Source organism: Shewanella sp. SM87 (assembly GCF_025653705.1).
Classification (GTDB): Bacteria; Pseudomonadota; Gammaproteobacteria; order Enterobacterales; family Shewanellaceae; genus Shewanella; species Shewanella oncorhynchi.
Map to the genome: position 1 here is coordinate 181,504 of NZ_JAKKSC010000006.1, position 19,691 is coordinate 201,194.

Annotated in this window: 10 protein-coding genes; 2 read left to right on the plus strand and 8 right to left on the minus strand. The window is 45.8% G+C overall.

The annotated features are described in order from the left end of the window. Positions 1 to 155 precede the first annotated feature (155 nt). From L5M11_RS07130 to L5M11_RS07145, 4 genes are all read right to left on the minus strand, one after another. On the minus strand, positions 156 to 1,973 hold the full coding sequence (locus tag L5M11_RS07130) for a sel1 repeat family protein (protein WP_198573425.1): 1,818 nt from the start codon (positions 1,971 to 1,973) through the stop codon (positions 156 to 158). 199 nt (positions 1,974 to 2,172) lie between these two features. Further along, the gene (locus L5M11_RS07135) at positions 2,173 to 5,244 is read right to left on the minus strand and encodes an efflux RND transporter permease subunit (RefSeq protein WP_263191738.1); all 3,072 of its coding nucleotides are present in this window, start codon (positions 5,242 to 5,244) and stop codon (positions 2,173 to 2,175) included. Beyond that, a complete protein-coding gene (locus L5M11_RS07140) occupies positions 5,244 to 6,458 on the minus strand; it encodes an efflux RND transporter periplasmic adaptor subunit (RefSeq protein ID WP_317629709.1) in 1,215 nt (404 codons plus the stop codon). The genes L5M11_RS07135 and L5M11_RS07140 overlap by 1 nt, the downstream gene beginning before the upstream one ends. 296 nt (positions 6,459 to 6,754) lie before the next feature. Beyond that, positions 6,755 to 8,110 (minus strand): leucine-rich repeat-containing protein kinase family protein, encoded by a 1,356-nt coding sequence (locus L5M11_RS07145; RefSeq protein WP_263191740.1) that lies wholly within the window; start codon positions 8,108 to 8,110, stop codon positions 6,755 to 6,757. A 211-nt stretch (positions 8,111 to 8,321) separates the two neighbouring features. Here L5M11_RS07145 and L5M11_RS07150 point away from each other — a divergent pair, with 211 nt between their 5' ends. Then, positions 8,322 to 9,755 (plus strand): LysM peptidoglycan-binding domain-containing protein, encoded by a 1,434-nt coding sequence (locus L5M11_RS07150; protein WP_263191741.1) that lies wholly within the window; start codon positions 8,322 to 8,324, stop codon positions 9,753 to 9,755. Between the two features lie 163 nt (positions 9,756 to 9,918). Here the strand turns inward: L5M11_RS07150 and L5M11_RS07155 are convergent, their stop codons facing one another. Continuing rightward, positions 9,919 to 11,040, minus strand: a complete 1,122-nt coding sequence (locus tag L5M11_RS07155; protein ID WP_105251349.1) for a sterol desaturase family protein — start codon at positions 11,038 to 11,040, stop codon at positions 9,919 to 9,921. A gap of 231 nt (positions 11,041 to 11,271) precedes the next feature. Beyond that, positions 11,272 to 12,642 carry a DUF4397 domain-containing protein gene (locus L5M11_RS07160; protein ID WP_263186114.1) on the minus strand — a complete coding sequence of 457 codons (1,371 nt, stop codon included), beginning with the start codon at positions 12,640 to 12,642 and terminating at the stop codon, positions 11,272 to 11,274. Positions 12,643 to 13,014: 372 nt separating this feature from the next. Between L5M11_RS07160 and L5M11_RS07165 the strand changes: the two genes are divergently transcribed. Next, positions 13,015 to 15,732, plus strand: a complete 2,718-nt coding sequence (locus tag L5M11_RS07165; RefSeq protein WP_263191743.1) for a DEAD/DEAH box helicase — start codon at positions 13,015 to 13,017, stop codon at positions 15,730 to 15,732. Positions 15,733 to 15,749: 17 nt separating this feature from the next. On the opposite strand, the gene L5M11_RS07170 is transcribed toward L5M11_RS07165, so the two are convergent. Further along, the gene (locus tag L5M11_RS07170) at positions 15,750 to 16,091 is read right to left on the minus strand and encodes a LysR family transcriptional regulator (protein ID WP_263191744.1); all 342 of its coding nucleotides are present in this window, start codon (positions 16,089 to 16,091) and stop codon (positions 15,750 to 15,752) included. A gap of 382 nt (positions 16,092 to 16,473) precedes the next feature. Further along, the gene (locus L5M11_RS07175) at positions 16,474 to 19,308 is read right to left on the minus strand and encodes a M16 family metallopeptidase (RefSeq protein ID WP_263191745.1); all 2,835 of its coding nucleotides are present in this window, start codon (positions 19,306 to 19,308) and stop codon (positions 16,474 to 16,476) included. Positions 19,309 to 19,691: the final 383 nt, after the last annotated feature.

A 19,691-nucleotide genomic window follows, 5' to 3' on the forward strand; every position in this document is an offset into this window, starting at 1 on the left:
GATGACTCGCATTACTTAAATAAGCAGTTTTAGCCATTACGCATAAATCAAGCATTTGAATAAATAACAAAATCCCTGCTTCGGCAGGGATTTTTATTGAAGATAAGCTGAATAAGCGACACTGACGTCATAGAGTCTTTAGCGACAATACGTTATTAGCGCATCCCTTCGAGCACTTGCACTCTCTCCTTGGCCCTCACTGCATAGTCGTTTGAAAACCGCTCTGCCATTTCAATGCTCTGCTGATAAAGCGTTAACGCTGCTTTAGCATCGGCCGGTCCACCCTCGCCTTTATCTAATAAGGTTGCGAACTGAAAGTAAGCATTGCCTAGAATATCCGCCTGCAAACCTTGTTTAGCACCCAAGGTTGTCACTTTTTCTAACCAGTATCGCGCGTTAACCGTATCTCGATAGGGTTCCAATAACAGGATATTGGCAAGTTCAGCGGCGGCGTAAAGATCTCGCTCGGCGGCAATGTTCCAAAACTCTTCGCTCTGCTCAAAATCCTCTTTAAAGTAATAATAGGTTTCGGCAGCATCTCGCGCTAAATCAGGTTGAGCTTTAACGCTTTGGCGATAATTTTCCAATGCCGTTGTAGCATTAAAATAGGGCGAGCAAGATAACACTTGATAAAACGCCATCAGACTTCTTGCCTCAGGCAACCCTTGCTCAACTAGCTGATTTAACTGCTGCCATGCTTGCATTTCACGGACCTTATCCGCACCTGTATTAACCAAGCCACGCTCGATAACCGATAAAGGTAAACGGATTAACTCAAGCTTTGCCGCGTTATCACCAAAGCTTGCGGCGCGTTCCAGCCAATAGATCTTTTCATCGGCACGCCCCGCGTAACCCGCTTGATCTCGCATCCAATGCAGCGCCTCAATATCGCCAGCTTCAGCGGCTTCACGGTAATATTTCTGTGCCTTAATTTTATCCTTGGGTAAGGCGTGCCCAAGCTCATAGATACGTGCCAAGAAGCGCTTATCTTCGGCCTTGGCACTCTGAGCTAACGTCTTGATTTGAGATTCAGGTTTACCATAGGCATACAATTTCACATCACCGTTAGCATAAGTATATTGAGTACCATCGGGATAATTCACCTCAACCGTATCAGGCTGATACCAAACATTGACCTCATACTGTTCGGCAATCTGTGGATTAAAATTCACCCGCATCACAGCCTCATCACCGCGACGAACCGCTTGAGTATAAGGACTAGCCCATAGGCTAGAAATTTGCTGCAAACTACTTTTCAGCCTAGCCTCGAAGGGTTTGTCTTCCTTAGGAGAATGAATAAATACTGGATAGTAAACTGGCGCTAAAGATAAAGGCGTAGTCGCAAGCAACGAATTATCCGCCTCGCTACCCGCATGAATAGGATCGATATTAAGTTCATGACTTAAATAAAAATCATCGTGGGGTGACACTTGAGTCGGCAACGTCGTTTGGCTAGCAACTTGTGCCGCATCCACAACAGAAGTGCGCTGCAACTTAGCAAGGTATTGTTGTTTAAGTGCTTTAGCCCTTTGCCACAACGGATGGTTCGGCAGTATTGTCACATCGAGCATTAAATCCTCAAGCCGCCACTGACAATCGCCGCCACCGTTCAAAGCTAAGGGCAGCGAAAACTCACTCGCTTTGCTACCACTGCTAATCACTTGCCGCAGCACTGAGGTTTCTTCGAATGTCGCGCGGTAAGGATTAGCAATATCACCACTGGGAAAACGGATTTCCTTTCGAGTACAAACAGATGAGACGTAATAACCGACAAGTTCTAATTGCGTATTAGCAGGTAAGACACCGACGAACTCAAAACGCGGACTGTCTACAGGTGCAGTCACTTGATCGACGGGCAACTCACTACGAAATAAAGAATCCCAAAAAGAGGCCATGACGGGAGAGGCAAACATCAATCCAGCCGAGCAAGCCAAATATAAAAAAGCTCTATGAAAGCAATGTAACAAACTCATAATGCCAGCTCTCCGTCGCTGATGAGGCAAATCCACTCGCACTTAAACACTCGCTTAAATACAACAAAGATCATTAAGTTATCGACAAAAAATTAAGCCAACGCGTTTAGCCGTTGGCTTAAATCATAACGTATTTAAAGGCAAGTTGAACCCATGCCTCTCAGTCTAAGCTCGATAAACCCAGCGCATAAAACTCAACTTAAGCACTTCGCAGTCTAGCAAGCACATCCTTGGCCTTCAATTCAGCCATAGCGACATAGGCCACAGGCACTACAAATAACGAGAAGAAAGTGCCCGCTAACAGACCTCCGACTAAGACTAAACCTATGTTAGCTAACCCTAACGAGCCCGGTCCCGATGCCAAGGCTAAAGGAATCGCACTTAAAATCATGGTTAAAGACGTCATTAGAATCGGTCTTAAACGAGATTTGGCACTGCTTCGCGCCGCCTCAATCGCACTCAAACCTTGGTCTTGTTGCTTATTGGCAAACTCCACCAGCAAGATACCGTGCTTAGTCACTAGCCCCACTAAGGTTAATAAACCAATCTGCGAATAGATATTCACACTCTGGCCAAACAAGGCTAAGGTCAATAACGCACCGACAATACACAAGGGCACTGTCAGTAAGATAATTAAGGGATCGACAAAACTTTCGAACTGCGCAGCCAAAATCAAATAGATAAACACCAATGCCAGCAAGAATAGCGACTGAGTGCCCGCCTGCGAATCCATAAGATCCTTCACCACGCCATTGTATTTAAAGCCTTGGGCATCATTAAGCAATGTCGGTAATTGTTCATCTAAGTAGGTTTTGATTTCATCAGTTGAATAACCGGGCATAATATCTGCCGTCAATTCAGCGCTATCAAGACCCATAAACGTCTTAATGTTAGATTCTGCCGTAGTCTGTTTAATCGACACAAATTGCGACAATGGCAGTGCTTGCCCAGATTCAGAAGTGACATACAGCTTATTCAACACTTTAAAATCACTCAGTTTGTCTAAGTTTACTTGCACTTGAATAGGATAAGTAAAACCATCGGTAGCATGTAAGTCCGCCGCCTTCACTGAGCCAAGAAAGGTAGAAAGCGCATTAGTGACATCACCATAACTCACACCTGAAAGGATAATGGCGTTGCGATCGATAGACAGATCGTAGCGTAGTTGATCCCTAAGCACTGAGTTGCCTACGTTATTCAGGCCAGGATAATCCTCGAGTAACTTTTGCACTTTGGCGGCGGTTTTGCTGAGTTCGTCCTTATTCCGATCTAAGGTCGTCAGCTCTAAACGCAAGTCATTGGCAATATTGAGATTATTTGCTGAGCGAATGCTAAACGACATGTTATAAGCAGAAACGTTTTCCTTTGATGTTGCAATCAAGTCGCTGATCACATCATCTATACCCTCACTGCGCTCACCCCAAGGTTTGAGTAGCACATGGTTCACTGGCTCTCCCTCGATATAGGACAAGTTAGCCCCAACCGCGGGATGATCGTCCATCACGCCATTAAGCTCAGCATTGTGATTGAGATGATACTGCCGACCGACACCGGTAGGGCCATTAGACGCCACATCGATAAAGCCGGAGTCCTCCGCAGGCAAGAGTATTTTGGGTAATTGCCAGTAAGCAATACCCGCAAGACCCACCAAAACCACAGCCACACCAAACATCAAGCGCTTGCGGAAAAACCACTTATTCAGCTCATTGATATACAAATGATTTAACTGCTGCAGCGCATTCTCGACTCGGCTAAACCATTTAGGGTGTTGCTCAGTGGTATTGATAAGATAAGCGCTCATCATAGGCGACAAAGTTAACGCCACCACGCCAGAGATCATCACGGCCGCTGCTAAGGTAAAGGAGAATTGCCGAAACAGATCGGCGGTTAAGCCCGACATTAATCCGATCGGCAGATACACGGCGGCGAGCGTTAACGTCATCGCAATGATAGGGAAAATGATCTCCTGACAGCCTTTAATCGCCGCATTGAAAGGCGTTTCACCGTTTTCAATATGGCGATAGCAGTTCTCGACCACCACAATGGCATCATCCACCACCAGGCCAATGGCCAAAATAATCGCCAGAATAGTCAACACATTGATACTAAATCCGAGCGCCGACATCACAGCAAACACCCCAATCACGCACACGGGAATGGTAATAATGGGGATCGATGCCGCCCGCAGGCTACCCAAAAATAACACCACAATCAGCGAAACTAAGATCACTGCTTCAATCAACGCAGAAAACCCTTCGTCGATGGAGGCTTCAATAAAATCAGCTTGGTTGTAGGCCAAGTTCATTTCTAAGCCTTGGGGTAAATGTTTTTGCATGCGTGCAATTTCGGCTTTAATGTTCGAAGCCACTGTCACTGGGTTAGCGTTGCTCAGCGGTAAAATCTGCAATGACATTGCACTATGTCCACCGATAGACAACATACTCGGCGACAGACTTTCCTCGCCCATCACCACATCGGCGACATCGGACACGCGGATGATCTTACCCTCGCTGACCTTAATCACCAGATCCTTCACGTCTTCAAGCGTTTCAACTTGATTCAGAGGGTTAATCGAGAAATCCCGCGACTTACCTTTGATCGCACCCGAGGTAAAACTGGCATTGTAAGAGCCTAACGTGCCCACCACATCGGCAGCTTTAATATTCAGCGCTTTCATTTTCTCAGGATTGAGCCAGACTCTGACCGCCTTTTGTGAGCCACCATATGGCCCCCAAACGGCACCAACGCCTTGAACTTGTTTGAGTTGCGGTACTAACTGCTGGCTAATGTAGTCGTACATAGCCTGCTTTTCCATGCCACCCGCGTTCACAAAGGTGATGATATTACTGGCCGAATCCGTGGCCGAGGTATCGTCGGTGACTGTGGGCTTATCTATCATGCTCTGGGGGAAATCGTTAATCCCTTCGACGCTGCTACGCAACTTGTTCATTAAGTTGGTGTATTCAATATCGCTGGTGTCATCATTGAATTTAATCGTTAATGAGCAACGCCCCTCGCTACAGTCGGTCGACATAGTATCGACTTTATCTATGCCCGAAGCCGCAGCAATCAACTTATCGGCCACGTTGCTCGACATAAAATCGGCGCTCGCCCCTGCAATCGACGCATTCACAGATGCCGAGTGGGTGGTATGCTCAGGGAAGTATTGGATATCGAGTTTTTGAAAGGCAATCAAGCCCAGTAACACAGCCATAATACTGAGTACGGAGGCGAAGATAGGATGACGAATACAGACTTCGGGTAAACGCATTATTCAGCCACCTCAATATTTGGAGTAGCGCCTGAATCAGCACCTTTATCAGCGCTTGATGTTGCCGCTTTATCTCCAGTGTTTCTATCCTGCACGACTTTGATCTTGCTATCGGACTTGAGGTTTTGCATACCCGTTTTAACGACTAAATCGCCTTCGGCTAAACCTTCAGTCACGACGGCATAACCGTCATTTGTATTTTGAGCGAGTTTAACTACTTGTTTTACTACGCTATCGCCCTGCACTAGCCAGACAAAACGTTCATCGTTATTGGCAATAATCGAATTTTGCGGCACTAATAGACGTTTAATCCCTAGACTATAGAACTGCTTGATGTTGGCGAACATGCCAGGAGCAAGCTTAAACTCAGGGTTTTCAAGGGCGGCATGCACTTCAACCCGTCCTGAGCTTTCATCTACCGCTGGGGCAACATAGTTAACTAACCCTTTGAATACCTTATTACCATAGGCCTCAACAGTCACATTCACCTTTTGGCCCTTTTGCGCCTTGCCTAAATCCTTCTGACTGATGGCATAACGCACTTCGACCGGATTTAAACTATAGAGGGTGACTAAGGCCGTACCAGCACCAATTTGACTGCCGATAGACTGACTAAAGCTGGTCAACTGACCATCGAAGGGAGCCTTGATCAGGTAATCGTTCATGGTGGCTTGTTTCTGGCGAAAATCTGCATCGGCCAGATTCACATTTTCCCGTAGCTCATCCACATCTTGCTTAGCAAGCGCAAAGGGTTCTTTAATCAGTAAGTCTTCGATACGCTCCAGCTTAGTTTTAGCCAGTGCTAAGGTGCTCTTGGCTTTGTCTAAATCAGCCTTGGCTTTAATGTTGTCCTGCTCGGCAATCACTTGACCTTTAGTCACTTTGTCGCCGTTACTAAAATGAATCGCGCTAATTTTTTCGCTAGCATTAAAGTTCAGTGTGGCTGAATCGATAGCGTTGATTTTACCGACTTCATTCACTACATCGGCAAAGGACGTTTCTTTAACGGCCTCGACCGTCACAGGGATAATGTCAACCTTGTCCGCCGACATCACGGCCATAGGGGCTAAAGCGAAAACACTCGCCAGTAGAAACGGCAAAGGCGCGAATAAGGGCGCCTTTGGGAGATGATGGGGATGGCTTTTTAATGACATATCGCATGCACTGCGTGCTCGTTCAGTTACTCTTTGTATAAACAGCGTTCGTGTAAACATAGTATGCAAACCTATCGTTCTTACTATTCAACGGACATCCTATCCGACAACAGCAAACCGGATTGAACCCAAAACTAATACCAAGTCCCCCCAAAGTGCCTGTTTCAGCAATTTGAGGTTATTTGGGTATACAGCCTATAGGCTTAATCCCAGTCAGTGCCAGTAAAAACTCGGTTACACAACCAAACAAAACAATAACTTAACGATAAACTTAATAGTGAGCACTTAAATCACACAAACAACCATAAAATACAGCAAACTTGAAACAAGTGTAGAGCCAGCCTATTAGCAAGCCACTATTTACCTTTTAATAGGGCTCCGATGGCCTTTTTCACGTCTGCAAAACAGGGGCGCTGAGCCACATCTAACTGCATGCACTCGTCTTTAATCGCACTCAACTGTGTGTAGTACAGAGGGCCAATCGAGGCACTCACATAGGCCGATGCATCCACATAGGCCAACAGATCTTCAATCAAGCAACCGAGCGCCCGCACTTCAATAGCTTCTATCGCTAAGCGTTCTGCTGTCGATAGATTGCGTAAGTTTGATGCCGCACCAAAATCCCCAAACAATAAGCTCATCTGTTGATTAACCATAATATTATGGGCGTAGACATCACCATGGCTTACTTGTTTAGCATGCATGTGCGCCATCGCATCGGCCAACTGGTGTGTGATTTTGGCGACTTCATCAAGGCGAAATTCGCTACCGTCTTTAAAGGTATCGCGAGTGCAGGTGACAAGACTTGGTGGTAACCCTAAGTTACTAAACCCTGGTCGAATAAGTTCCATCACTAAACCCAATTGATCTTTTTGGCTAATGTGCGCCACGACCTTAATAAGGCAGGGATGATCACCCGTTGTGAGACAGCAATCTAACTCGTCAGCAGGATAACCATCGCTCGTCACTTCACCCTTAAAGAGTTTTACCGCAATCTGCGCCGCCCCCGTCGCGGCTATCATGGCTTGATTCAACCAATCGCCTCGATAAATGACCCCAGAAGCCCCTTCGCCAAGCTTTTCAGCCAACTTGATATCACCCAGAGTCACATTCGCCACTGTGGCCACATCGGCGTGGGGATCGACTAAGGTATGGCTGAATGGATTTCCCGCAAAGGCGAGCCAAGTCAGTTTGGGCAAACTGAGTAACCAAGCTGGCAGTGCGTGGAGTTGATTGGCCGATAAACGCACTAACTCTAAGTTGCGGCAATTGGCCATCGACTCGGGCAAGGTTGTTAAACGGTTACCCGCTAAAGCTAATTTTTGCAGACGATGTAAATCGCCCATGGCCGCAGGCAATGTCTCAATGAGGTTATCGGTTAGGATGAGCCAGCGGGTTTGCAGCGGTAATGCCGCAGCAGTCACTGTTTTGATTTGATTGGCCCTAAAGCCAATCATCTCTAAATTTGTGCAGCGCCCTAATGCCTCAGGCAAATGTTCAAAGCGATTATTCGAGGCGAAAATTATCTTTAAATGCGATAAGCGGTGTAAATCCTCGGGCAAAGTGCTCAGTTGATTATTCGATAAATCGAGGATTTCGAGGGTATCGGCTAAATCAAAAATCTCCCGCGGGAACTCGGTTAAATCCTCAACCAATTGTAAACGTGTAATCCCTTGTAACTGCCCTGCCCTTAACTGCGCTAACGTCTGCACTTTGCTACCCAAGTTAATGAAAAAATCGCGGCTATGGTAGCGTATAAATCGACAAAGCTAAACGCAGGATCTGCAATCAAAGGGCGGCACAATCGGCCTTAAGACAACTTTGATACGATAGGTAAAACTTGGGGGAGCTATCCAGAAACTCGAAAACAGATTAGCATGTGCACCAATATGGAATGCCCAGTCAACTCATCACAGGACAATCATGCGGACACATTTTCGCCAAACGCACTCTTTTACAGTGCTTATGCTTGCCATGCTAATAGCCCTACTGAGCGGTTGCGCTACAACATCAGCAAGCCCATCAACCACTGAATTCAATGCCACAGCAAGTGATGTCAGTAACGATAACGACCACTCGCCACAACAGCATCAAACGCCACCCGCAGTGGTTGAGCAGTACAGCGACGTGTGGGAAAAGATCCAACACGCCAATACCATTGACGTCCATGATGATGCCGAACTACGTAAACAGCGTAACTTTTTCGATGATAAACAAAAATTTATGAATCAGGTTGGCGATCGCGCCGAGCCATTTTTATATTACATAGTCAGCCAGCTCGAAGCGCGTAACATGCCATTAGAATTGGCGTTATTGCCCATAGTCGAAAGTGGCTATAACCCTTTAGCACAAGCTAACGGCCCCGCAGGACTGTGGCAAATGATCCCTGCTACTGGACGTAATTTTGGCTTAACGGTGAATTCTGCCTACGATGGCCGTAAAGATGCGCTGGCCTCAACCGATGCAGTGCTCGACTATCTACAGCACCTATACGACACCTTAGACAAAGACTGGATCAACGCCGTCGCCGCCTACAATACCGGTGAGCTAGTGATCAAAGCCGCCATTGATAAAAACAAAGCCAAGGGCAAACCTACGGACTTTTGGTCACTGGGTATCCCCGCTAAGCGAGTACAAACAGTCCCTAAGTGGCTGGCATTTATTCAGATTATTCGAAATCCCAACCACTACGGTTTAAAAGTCCCCCCTATTGCTAACCGCCCTTTCTTGGAAAGAGTGCCAGCACCTAATGGCGTAGATATTGGCCAGATTGCTAATGCAGCAGGGCTCAGCAAAGCAGAATTTAAAACCTATAACCCAGGCTTTCGCCAAGGTGTAATCCCCAGCAAAGGCAAATATCAAATCGCCTTACCGCTGGAAAACATAGGTCATTATCAGGAAAATCAAGACAAGCTATACGCTCAAAAACGCTATGACAGCCAAAGCTATATCGTCAAATCTGGTGATAGCCTAGGCACAATCGCAGCCAAGTTTGATATGTCAGTGAAAGCATTAAAACAGGCCAACAATCTGACATCGGACCGCCTAAAAATCGGCCAAGAGCTCACACTGTTAACGCCAATGGCGGGCAATGATAATGAGCCTGAACCCACTAAAACCAAGGCGAAGACAGATAAAAAAGTGAGCAATAAGTCGTCGACCAAAGCTAAAGCGACTACCTCAACATCGGCCGATAAACCTGCAGTAAAAGCGACCACTTACAAAGTGAAATCTGGTGATTCGCTGGATAAAATCGCCCGTAAGAATAAGGTTAAACTGGCCGATTTAATGAAGTGGAACCAACTCAATGGTAAAAGCATTATTAAGCCAGGCCAAGAACTGAAAATTTCCGAATAACGATTGTAGTTTGAACAGCAAAAAGCCCAACAAAGCGCGGTTCCCAAGCGCTGTGTTGGGCTTGTTTCTATCCCGGTGTCAAAGTTAACCGTTACAACTCAGTTGACCTAACAAATACTCCCAGACAATCATTCCAAAACAAACCATTCCAGTTGCAGTGCCATTATTTTGTGTCTTTCTTCGCTAAACCAAGGGGATACAATTGCTGCTTAAACATGCCAACAGGCATGTAATCGCCCACGACACCATATTGCTCTGGCCACTCTTTCTGACCTCGAACTGCAGTCCCAAATAGGTAATCTAAAAAAGAAAAATGGGCAGCATAGTTACGGTCGATTGCCGCCTTATCGGAAGCATGGTGCCAATGGTGGAATTGCGGACTGACAATTAAGTAACGTAGCCAGCCAAAGTTAACCTGCACATTGGCATGATTAAAGACCGCCTGCACGCCAACGATAATCACATAAATACTGATGATGTCTTTGGAGAATCCCAAGATAAAAATCGGCGTGAGCACTAAACAACGGGTAGCAATCAACTCAAACATATGTTGCCTTGAACCAGCCAACCAATCTAAATGTTTCGCGCTATGGTGCACCGAATGGAAGCGCCACAGGAAAGGAATTTCATGGTAGGCACGGTGCGCCGCATATTGCATTAAATCGGCGACCAATAAAATCAACAACAGTTGCAACGCAAAGGGAAGATCCGCGATAAAGCTTTGCACTGTGCTGGAAATTGCCCAAGAAAAGGTCGACTGCACAAATTGGTTTGCCACCAATAATACAAATCCAATCGCTAAGTGATTCACCAAAAAATGGTTTAAATCCCCTTGCCACTCGGGTCTCAATATTGCTTGTTCTGGTTTATGGGGTAGCCATTTCTCGATAAAAATGAAAATTAAGGTTGAGCCTAATAAGTCTAAAATAAACCAATCTAAACCCAGTGAGACCTTATGATTAGCAAAAGGCTCGACCTCAACTTGATGACCACCAAAGGCAATCGCTAAACTCACAAATACCCAAGCCACAAAGCCGAAACGCTTATTTTTATTTCGAATAAAATTCAATAAACCTAAACTGCCCGATACCACTAAGGCGACAAATATCAAGCTGCGAATAACATCGACATTATAGCTTTGGCGTAATTCTGGAGTGGTGAGATATTCGGGAAAATGAAACGCCAATACACCCAGAAACGATAATATCGCTAACATACACGCTATAGTGCCGCTAATACTGCCTTCACCAATTTGGAAATGGCCGTCTTTAAATCCTTTACTCATCACAGTGAACTCCTTTTCCTATATTGCTCGCGTTATTCACACAACAGCAATGCTCGGCTTAATTTTTGCCGATCAGCCTACATTAACCCCGCAGCCACAATCAATAAAAAGTGAATGCTAAGACAATAATGCTCAATCTACTAAGCCCACTAAAACGAGCACAAAAAAACAGCAAAAAAAGCGCTACCTAAGTAGCGCTCTTGTATTAGCTAAGTTCACTCACCTTAGCGGTTAGATCTTAATCAAGTTATAACCAAAGCTAGTAGAAGGATCTTTATTCAGCACCATAGTCACATTATCTTCATTGCTGAAATCCATTAAATCGGATGCATAGACAACGGTTTTAGTACCGTTTTCCACAGCGATAACCTTAATAGAATATTCACCAGCTGGCACAGTCACTGACTGAGGGCTCGCTGGATTGACTGCGGTGATCTTATTTACAGCCGTTTCAATCGTGTCATTTGCCTTTAAGAAATACACGGTTAGATTGCTTTTATCGGCAAAACTCACAATGTCGAACTTAAAGCTATAGGGACTTGGAGTCTGAGTTTGCTTCATCTCCATCGCCTTCACTTGGCTGCCCTGCTCGGTCGTTTGCTCATAGATGAAGATGGTTTTAATCTCATCTTGGTTCAGGGTGATAAGCACATTATCGAGCAATTTATTTTGCGTACCGTGGTCGAACACACTCACACCAAAATCATTAAACTCAGCACCTTGATAGCTAGTCACCCCAAAAGATGGCACTTCGCTAAACAGAGTATCTTGCTTACTGCTGGCCACTTTCACATCGATAATGTGCGAACCTAAACCGTTAAAGACGCGATAATCGACACTCGCTTCTAATGCCACATGGTTGCGAACATTGGTGGTTGAATCGACACTGTCCAAGGCAATTTTTGAATCCGAAGCACCAAAACCTTCGCGGATGATCAGCTTATAAGGCACCTTAGAACTGAATTTAATGTTCGCAGTTGTATAAGAAACATTGGTTGTTCCCGCTGGTGCGAGGTAAACCTTATATTCACCCGTATCCATCACTTGCGGCTGCGACACTTCACCGTAAGCCACACTGCCTAACATCACAGCATCGGCAAAGGTTTGGGTCGACTTAGAAACATAAGCGTCAAAGGCTTGGGCATGTACAGCAGTATTGGCAATCAAGAGCTGCATTTTACTGTTTTCAGCCACTTCGTTGAGCTTATCGAGTTCAGTGCGAGAATAGTTGATATTAAGTAATTTAGGTTCGGTAAAATCACCATGTAATACAAAGAAATGGTCCGTTGCAACTTTCAAATCGATATTTTCTTTATAAATAGAGATATCTTTATCAGAGGCATCCTTAGCCATCACTTCAATCGCAGTTACGCCAGCCGTCGACGTAAATCGCGGCATAGTGTCCCCATAGATCACACTTTCATAGGTTTTATCGGCAACTTTGAGTGCAGTAGCAGTGCTTCCAGCTGAAGCATTATAGAATTGCACATAGGTGGCATTTTGATCTGTGCCCTCTTCATTATTATCATCTGAGCCACATGCCGTTACCGCTAAACAGGCAACAGCCACCGCAGCGAATCCCTTTAGCTTACTTTTTATCATTGTTTCCCTCATTAGCAGACAAAAATTCAGTTCAATCTACGCAGTTATACAATGACAACAATGGCCATTTCCACTAAAAACAAAAGCAAATATTTTACAAACTCAAACACTTAACAAACATTTCAATAACAAAGCAAGAAGTGATACAAACCACACTTTTCAGGCCCTTAATTGATACAAATGCGGTTGCTGATACTTTTGCTCGCCTCTCAAAAATTCTGCTCCAGTGGAAAATGGCTGATCTATCGAACACCTCTCTTTTAGGCTTAAAGCGACTATGGATAAACTATCCTCAGACGGTACAAACCTTGTTCGACTAATGCGATTAGGTTACTCTCGCATCGCCAATTAAGCCTTTGGGATGGATAGGATTTGCAAGGGATTCTCAACTACTACAAACAATGTTTTCAACACGATAGTGCTGAAATCAATCTCTGGTCTAGCCACAAGCTTGCCGAGCAAGATCAGCTATTACTCCAACATGAAGACGAGTTAAGCAGTGGCTTCCTACCCCGCTTGCCAGTGCCATTTGCTCCCGCCAGTGCATTACTAGCACGTAGCGCTTTGTATTTACGTGAAAAGGTATTATTGCACTGCTGTCTGTTTTTCTGCGGCACAGTCGACCTTAATGGCGAAAAACGTAAAGTCGTGACGCCACTGCTGTACCGCGAATGCCAATTACAGGCTGACGGCGATAATCTCTACCTAGAGAGCAATAACACTCTAGCTGGCAGCGGACCATTCACTATCAATGAAGCTCTATTAGAAAAATTAGTCGTTGAAGGACATAGCCTAAGCCAAGATTTACGCGATAATCCAACGGATGTCAGTGGCTGGATATCTTGGCTGCGGGCGGGCCAAGCCGATGTTGATACCAGTCACTTATTGCATTTTCCCAAGCTGATCGATGAGGCTGAATTCACTAGCTTATGCCGTAAACGTGGGCAGTTTCTTGTTAGTCGAAGCCAAATCATTTTGGCAGAACGTTCGATCGCAAGTCGGGGCATTTTGCACGAACTCGACAAACTAATGACAGCGCCTGAACCATCAGCACCACTTAAAGCGCTATTCGCAGAAACACAACAAACAACATCAATCAGCGCCAGTGTAAACACGCAAGAGGCTTATCTTCCTGGGCTGTTAAGCCGCGCGCAAATTCAGGCCTTAAAGATTGCGGCCAATCATACTTTGGGGCAGATCTCAGGCCCACCGGGAACAGGTAAGAGTTACACCATAGCCACTGTGGCAGCAGAGCAGGTATTAAGGGGTAAATCGGTACTTATCGTCGCCCATACCGATGTTGCTGTTGATGTCATTGCCGACAAGTTACAGCAACAATTCCAGCTTGGGAGCAGTCTTATTCGAGCTGGCTCGCCGCAGTTTATAAAAGTCCTTAAAAACCAGATTGATGAAATGCTCCATGGTCAGCACCCTGCATCAGATGAAGCCGTATCGGATAGGTTGCTACTCAATGCAAAACAGCAACTTAATACCGTGACTCGCGAGCAAGTCAAAATGGAAGCGGGCTTTATACGTCATTGCCGACATGCCATACGTCGCGGCCAAAAACTGGCGACCTTACAACAAGGACAATCCCGTTGGCGCTTAGGATTTTACAACTGGGCTTACCGTGCAGGTATAAAAAGGTTTGCCCAGCAATGGAATGAACTCGATAAATTAACGGCCCTCATCGCGCAAAAAGAAGACTTAAGCCTCAAATACTTACAATTGGCCACTCACTATCGATTAAACCAATTACTCAAAAATAAGCGCAGTACGCTGGTGAGTTTTGCCAGTGCGTTACGCGCCCGGCAATCCGCTAAGCAACTCGACGGTTTCTACAAGACGGATTTTGATGCCTTAAAACAAACCTTTCCCATTTGGTTATCGAGCCTTGCCAGCTTACATAAAGTGCTGCCCATGGAGCAGCAAATGTTTGATTTAGTGATTATTGATGAAGCCACCCAAGCCAATATTGCCGCATGTTTACCGGCCTTGCAGCGAGCAAAGGCGGCACTGGTGGTGGGCGACAGTAAACAGCTGCGCCATTTCTCTTTTTTATCCCGCGCAAAACAAACCCAAATCCAGACCCAACTCGGACTCGCCCCGGATTGTCGCGGCCTAATGAGCTACCGTGATGCCAGTATGCTCGACTTAGTGTCACAATCCCTTGCGAGCCAATCCCAAGTGGTATTTTTAAATGAGCATTTTCGGAGTAAACCTGAGCTGATCCAATTTAGTAATCAGCAGTTTTATCAAGGCATGCTGAAGATTATGCAGCACAGACCCTGCACGAGTTCAGGGCACTTACACAGAGTCCACGTTACTGGCAGCCGTGATAGTAAGGGAATTAACGCCATAGAAGCTGAGGCATTAATTCAAAAGTTAGCTCAACTGATTGATGAACAAGATAATGTATTAGTGCCTTCCAGCATTGGTGTACTCTCCTGTTTTCGCAATCAGACGGAGTATTTATCCCAGCAAATCCTCGCGCGCTTTAGCGCACAACAACTCGAGCGTCACCAATTACGGATTGCCACGCCCTTTGGTTTCCAAGGGGAAGAGCGCGATATTATGCTGCTGTCGTTTAGCATTACGGCCAACGACAGCCGCGCCGCCGTGTATTTAAATCACGCTGATATGTTCAATGTCGCCATCACCCGCGCTAAACAGATGCAGTGGCTATTTTTGTCGGTACAAGCACATGAGCTCCCCAACAATAATTTACTAGCGACTTACTTAGCATCGGCGGGCCAATTTCAAGCGGCACACAATTATGTCGATTCCCTCGATACCTTCGGCCAGTCAGTGGCACTGGCGATTGAAGCAAAAGGCATAACAGTCTGGCGCGCCTACCATATGGCGGGGCTAGAACTGGATATTCTGTGCCGCTATGGTAACCAATATTTAGCAATAGATTTAATCGGTTACCCAGGGCCATGGGCGGACTTTTTCAATATTGAACTGTATAAACTCTTACAGCGCGCGGGCATTAAACTTATCCCCGTCAGCTACGGGCTATGGTGCCAACAGCGAGAACTTTGTATCCAACATATTTGTCAGCAATTGGGTATTACCCAAACAAGTTAATGCAGTAAATAACAGCCTTAATCATGCGCACGCTGTTGATAAATCGCTTTTATCTTGCTTCGCAACCAAGTGATTTTGGGGTTGTGGCTGTTTCTCTTATGCCAAATCAAGGTAAAAGGGATCGCGAGTTTATCAAGATATTCGCCACTTATCGGAATAGGGCGACTGACTAAGTCAGGATGTAATTGGCGGGCATATTGTTCGCAATATTGTGGCGTAATTGCCATCATGCTGTGGTGAGGCTCTGCCGCGACAAACAGTGACTGCTCAAAACTGGCCAAGGTCAGCACAATATTACGGCTTAACCCAAGCTCAATAAGCACATCATCTAAGGCCCAAGTTTCGCTTTTTTCCCACAAGATATTGATATGCGAATATTTAAGAAAGGTGTCTATATTTCACTCTTCCTGCGAGGCGGGATGATCGCGGCGTAAATACACCTGAGGAAGATCGGTAAATAAAAACTGCACAATAGATATCGAAACATATACCTCACCCCATTAGCCATCTCACACATAAGTTGCGCCTAGCCTAGTTTCACTCGCACAGATCTGTGAGTGGCATTTTCGACAACAGGTATTTCCATTGACGACCTATGGGTGGGCATAACACCACGAACGTGAAATAAAAGTTGGTAAAAGAAGATAGAGGAGGACAGGGGTAGAAAAATATCCCCAGCGGTTTGCGACCACAGGGGATATGTCGGTGAATGATCAGTCTACTATTCTATGAGACCAACACTCATTGCTGAGGTTCTGGCGGTGCAGGCAGGACTTGGATCATTAAACGGCTATCATCTTGTAGATATTGCTGCGCCAATTTATTAAGTTCTGCAACTGTCATCTGCTGCGCTAACGCTTGCCTTTGTTTAAAAGCAGCAAAACGACCGGGATGACTCTGGGCAGTTGAGGTGAGATCTAACCAAAAACCATTGGTTTGCGGCGCAGCTTGCATCCACTCAAGCACAGGTTGACGGGCTCGATTAAGCAAATCCTCACTGATCCCCGAAGGCGCTTTAACTTGCTTAACTGCGGCGGTGAAATACTCGGCAACCGTTGGCAACATGGCTTGAGTCGTCACGCTAAACAAACCTAAGTAACCATAACCGCTGGCATTGAAATCGTTGTAAGAAAAGGCCGATGGCGAATAACTCGCGCCCGCCTTCTCCCTCACGTTTTCCGTTAATAGAATGCTTAGCACTTGCTCCAGCAGACCCAATCCCGCGTGTTGACTCAAGTGAGTCATGTCCGTTGTAGGCCACACCATGGCAAGTGCCGCCATATCAAGTTGACCATAATGCGTTAATGTTTTCTGAACGGGCACTTTCGGAAACACAGGTACTATCGACTGAGCATTAGCAATAGGGCTACGCTTAATGGCGCCAATTGTTTCAGCCACAGCAGCAATGGCACTCGCTTCGTCAAAATCGCCCACAATAGCGAGTTCAATCGCCCCTTGCTCGACGGCCGAATGGAAACTCGGCGCTAATTCTCCAAAGTGACGTTTGAGAATTTCTTCAGGCTCACCATAACCATAGCGTTTATCACCATTATGGGAGATACGGGCAAACTGATTAGAAAACTCAGATTGTGGGTTGCTATGAATACTTTGTTGCTCGGCAATCACTTGTTCACGAAACAATTGCTCAGCCTGCTTATCCATACCCGGCTCAATTAAATAAGCCGTCATTAAGCCAAGCTGCGTGCGTAGCTCTGCGGCATTAGTGCTAATCTCGCCGCCAAAACTTTGCTCACGCAGGCCTAAGTTGATGGAAATATCTTGTCCAGCAAAAATATCCTGCAGACTGTCATAATCATGGGCCTTGAGTCCCCCCTGCACAAACGCACTGTTAAACAGATAAGACAAACCATCCAACTCAGGGAATGGCACTTCACCAAAGCCAATGTTTAGGCTGACCAATGTGGTGCCTTTATTAAAGTTGGTAGGCTTAAGATTAAGGCGCACGCCATTGGCAAATTGCAGTTGGCGAATCCCCGTTTCCTTATCCTGACTGTCGGCCACTAACTTGCCTTGCTCGCCAAACTGAGTATAAGCAAACTCATCAATCGCCTTGATTGCTGGTGCGCTCACCGCTTGTTTACGGCTTTTCTCGTAGCTGGCGATAAGCTGTTTTTCAGCATTTTCAATGGGCTTATTGCTGGTCAGATACAAATACGGCGTGGCGTTCCATGTTTGATTAAACACTTGGCTTAGCTTTTGCGGTGTCACTGTTGGCATTATTTTTTCAAAAAATGCGAGCTGCCAATCAGGTTCGACAGGGACGCGATTGCCCGCCACCGAATACACTAGACTCTCGGCAATATTCACACTGTGAATAGTACTGCTCCCCGCGACACTTAGCTGATATCCCTTATGCATACGTTTGATTTGCTGGTCAATTTCCTGTTGGCTAAAACCAAACTCTTTTGCTTGACGCAGGGTTTTCTCCAAGAGTGCGATTCCCTCTTGCCAGTTATTTTCCTGCGTACCTAGGCTCATTTGTGTGCCATAGGCAATATCAAACTGCGGCCCAACCTGCAGGTTTACACCATATAAACCTTGGCTATGCAGTAATTGCGACTCCATACGGCGATACAAGATGCCGTGGGCAAGCTCGAGCAACATTTCCAGCTCCCGCACAGCAGGGCTATCGGTAATCGCTGAGATGGGTTTTAGCATGCCAAGGGAAACTGACGTTGACAGACTTTGATCAAAAAATGCCGCCGCATCGACACTTTGGCGCTCTGCGACAGTACCAATAGCTTGTTCCTTGGTTTTAGCGGCCAAAGGCGCGGCTTTCCAACTGGCAAACTGTTTTTTTATCTTTTGTTCTACCGCGGCTACCTCGATATCACCCACCACAATTAAAGTGGTGCGTGAGGGCGTATAAAAACGCTGATATAAAGACAGCAACGTCTCGCGATTGGCATTACTGATACTGTTCGCCTCACCCACGGGGAAGCGCTTTGACAACAATGTGTTTGGCATTAAAAACTGTAATTGATGACGGTAATTCTCAAGATCCGCACCGCTACGTTCACGCAGCTCAGACAACACCACCGCTTTTTCACGTTCAATTAGCGCAGGATCGAGTAATAGATTACTGGCAATTTCTCGCATTAAAAACAAAGCGGTATCGACTTTATCTTGGCTATTACTCGGCAAGTTAAATTGATAGACCGTCTGCTGAAACTCTGTCACGGCATTGGTATCGGCGCCAAAACTCAGGCCAAGGCGCTGCAAAGTAGGGATCATCTCCCCCGCGGCCAACCCCGTCGAGCCATTAAAGGCCATATGTTCAAGAAAGTGAACTAACCCTTGCTCGGTATCTGATTCCACCAAAGAGCCCACATCCACCCGCATCCGCACTATCACCGCCTGCTCCGGTGTCTTATTGCTCACCAATAAATAACGCATACCATTGGCAAGTTCACCGGTATGGATCCGCTCACTCATAGGCAAGCCTGTCGTTCCCATCCACAGCGGATCTTCACTCGCCTGCAGTGGCAACGCCATACTCAAAAGCGCCAGCAGTAACCACTGACGCACAAAACTAATTACCTTGAAATTGTTCATTAAAATTCGCACTTTGCCCCCAAAATCAAACAAGAAACCTAGGAAGCGCTCACCTATGTTTCAGATAAAATAAGCTTTCACTATAGTACCTAAAGCACTTTAAGTCACAAAATCAATACCTTATGCCGTACTAAAAATAGTTTATCGCCTTGATATATAGTCAGAATATGCCGAAAAATAATGAGCGAGGAAGGAAGCTGAAACAGCTGTGGATTTAATGGTTACTGTGGAATGGTATGCATATATTTGCGAGATATTGAGTGCTTAATTGGCGAAGCCTTTTCGCCAATCTAGTAATAGAGCAATATCTTGATTGAAAATCTGAGTTGAACCCTCACAATTTTGGCTTTAAAAATCACACCAAAGTTTAGATATTTCGGCTC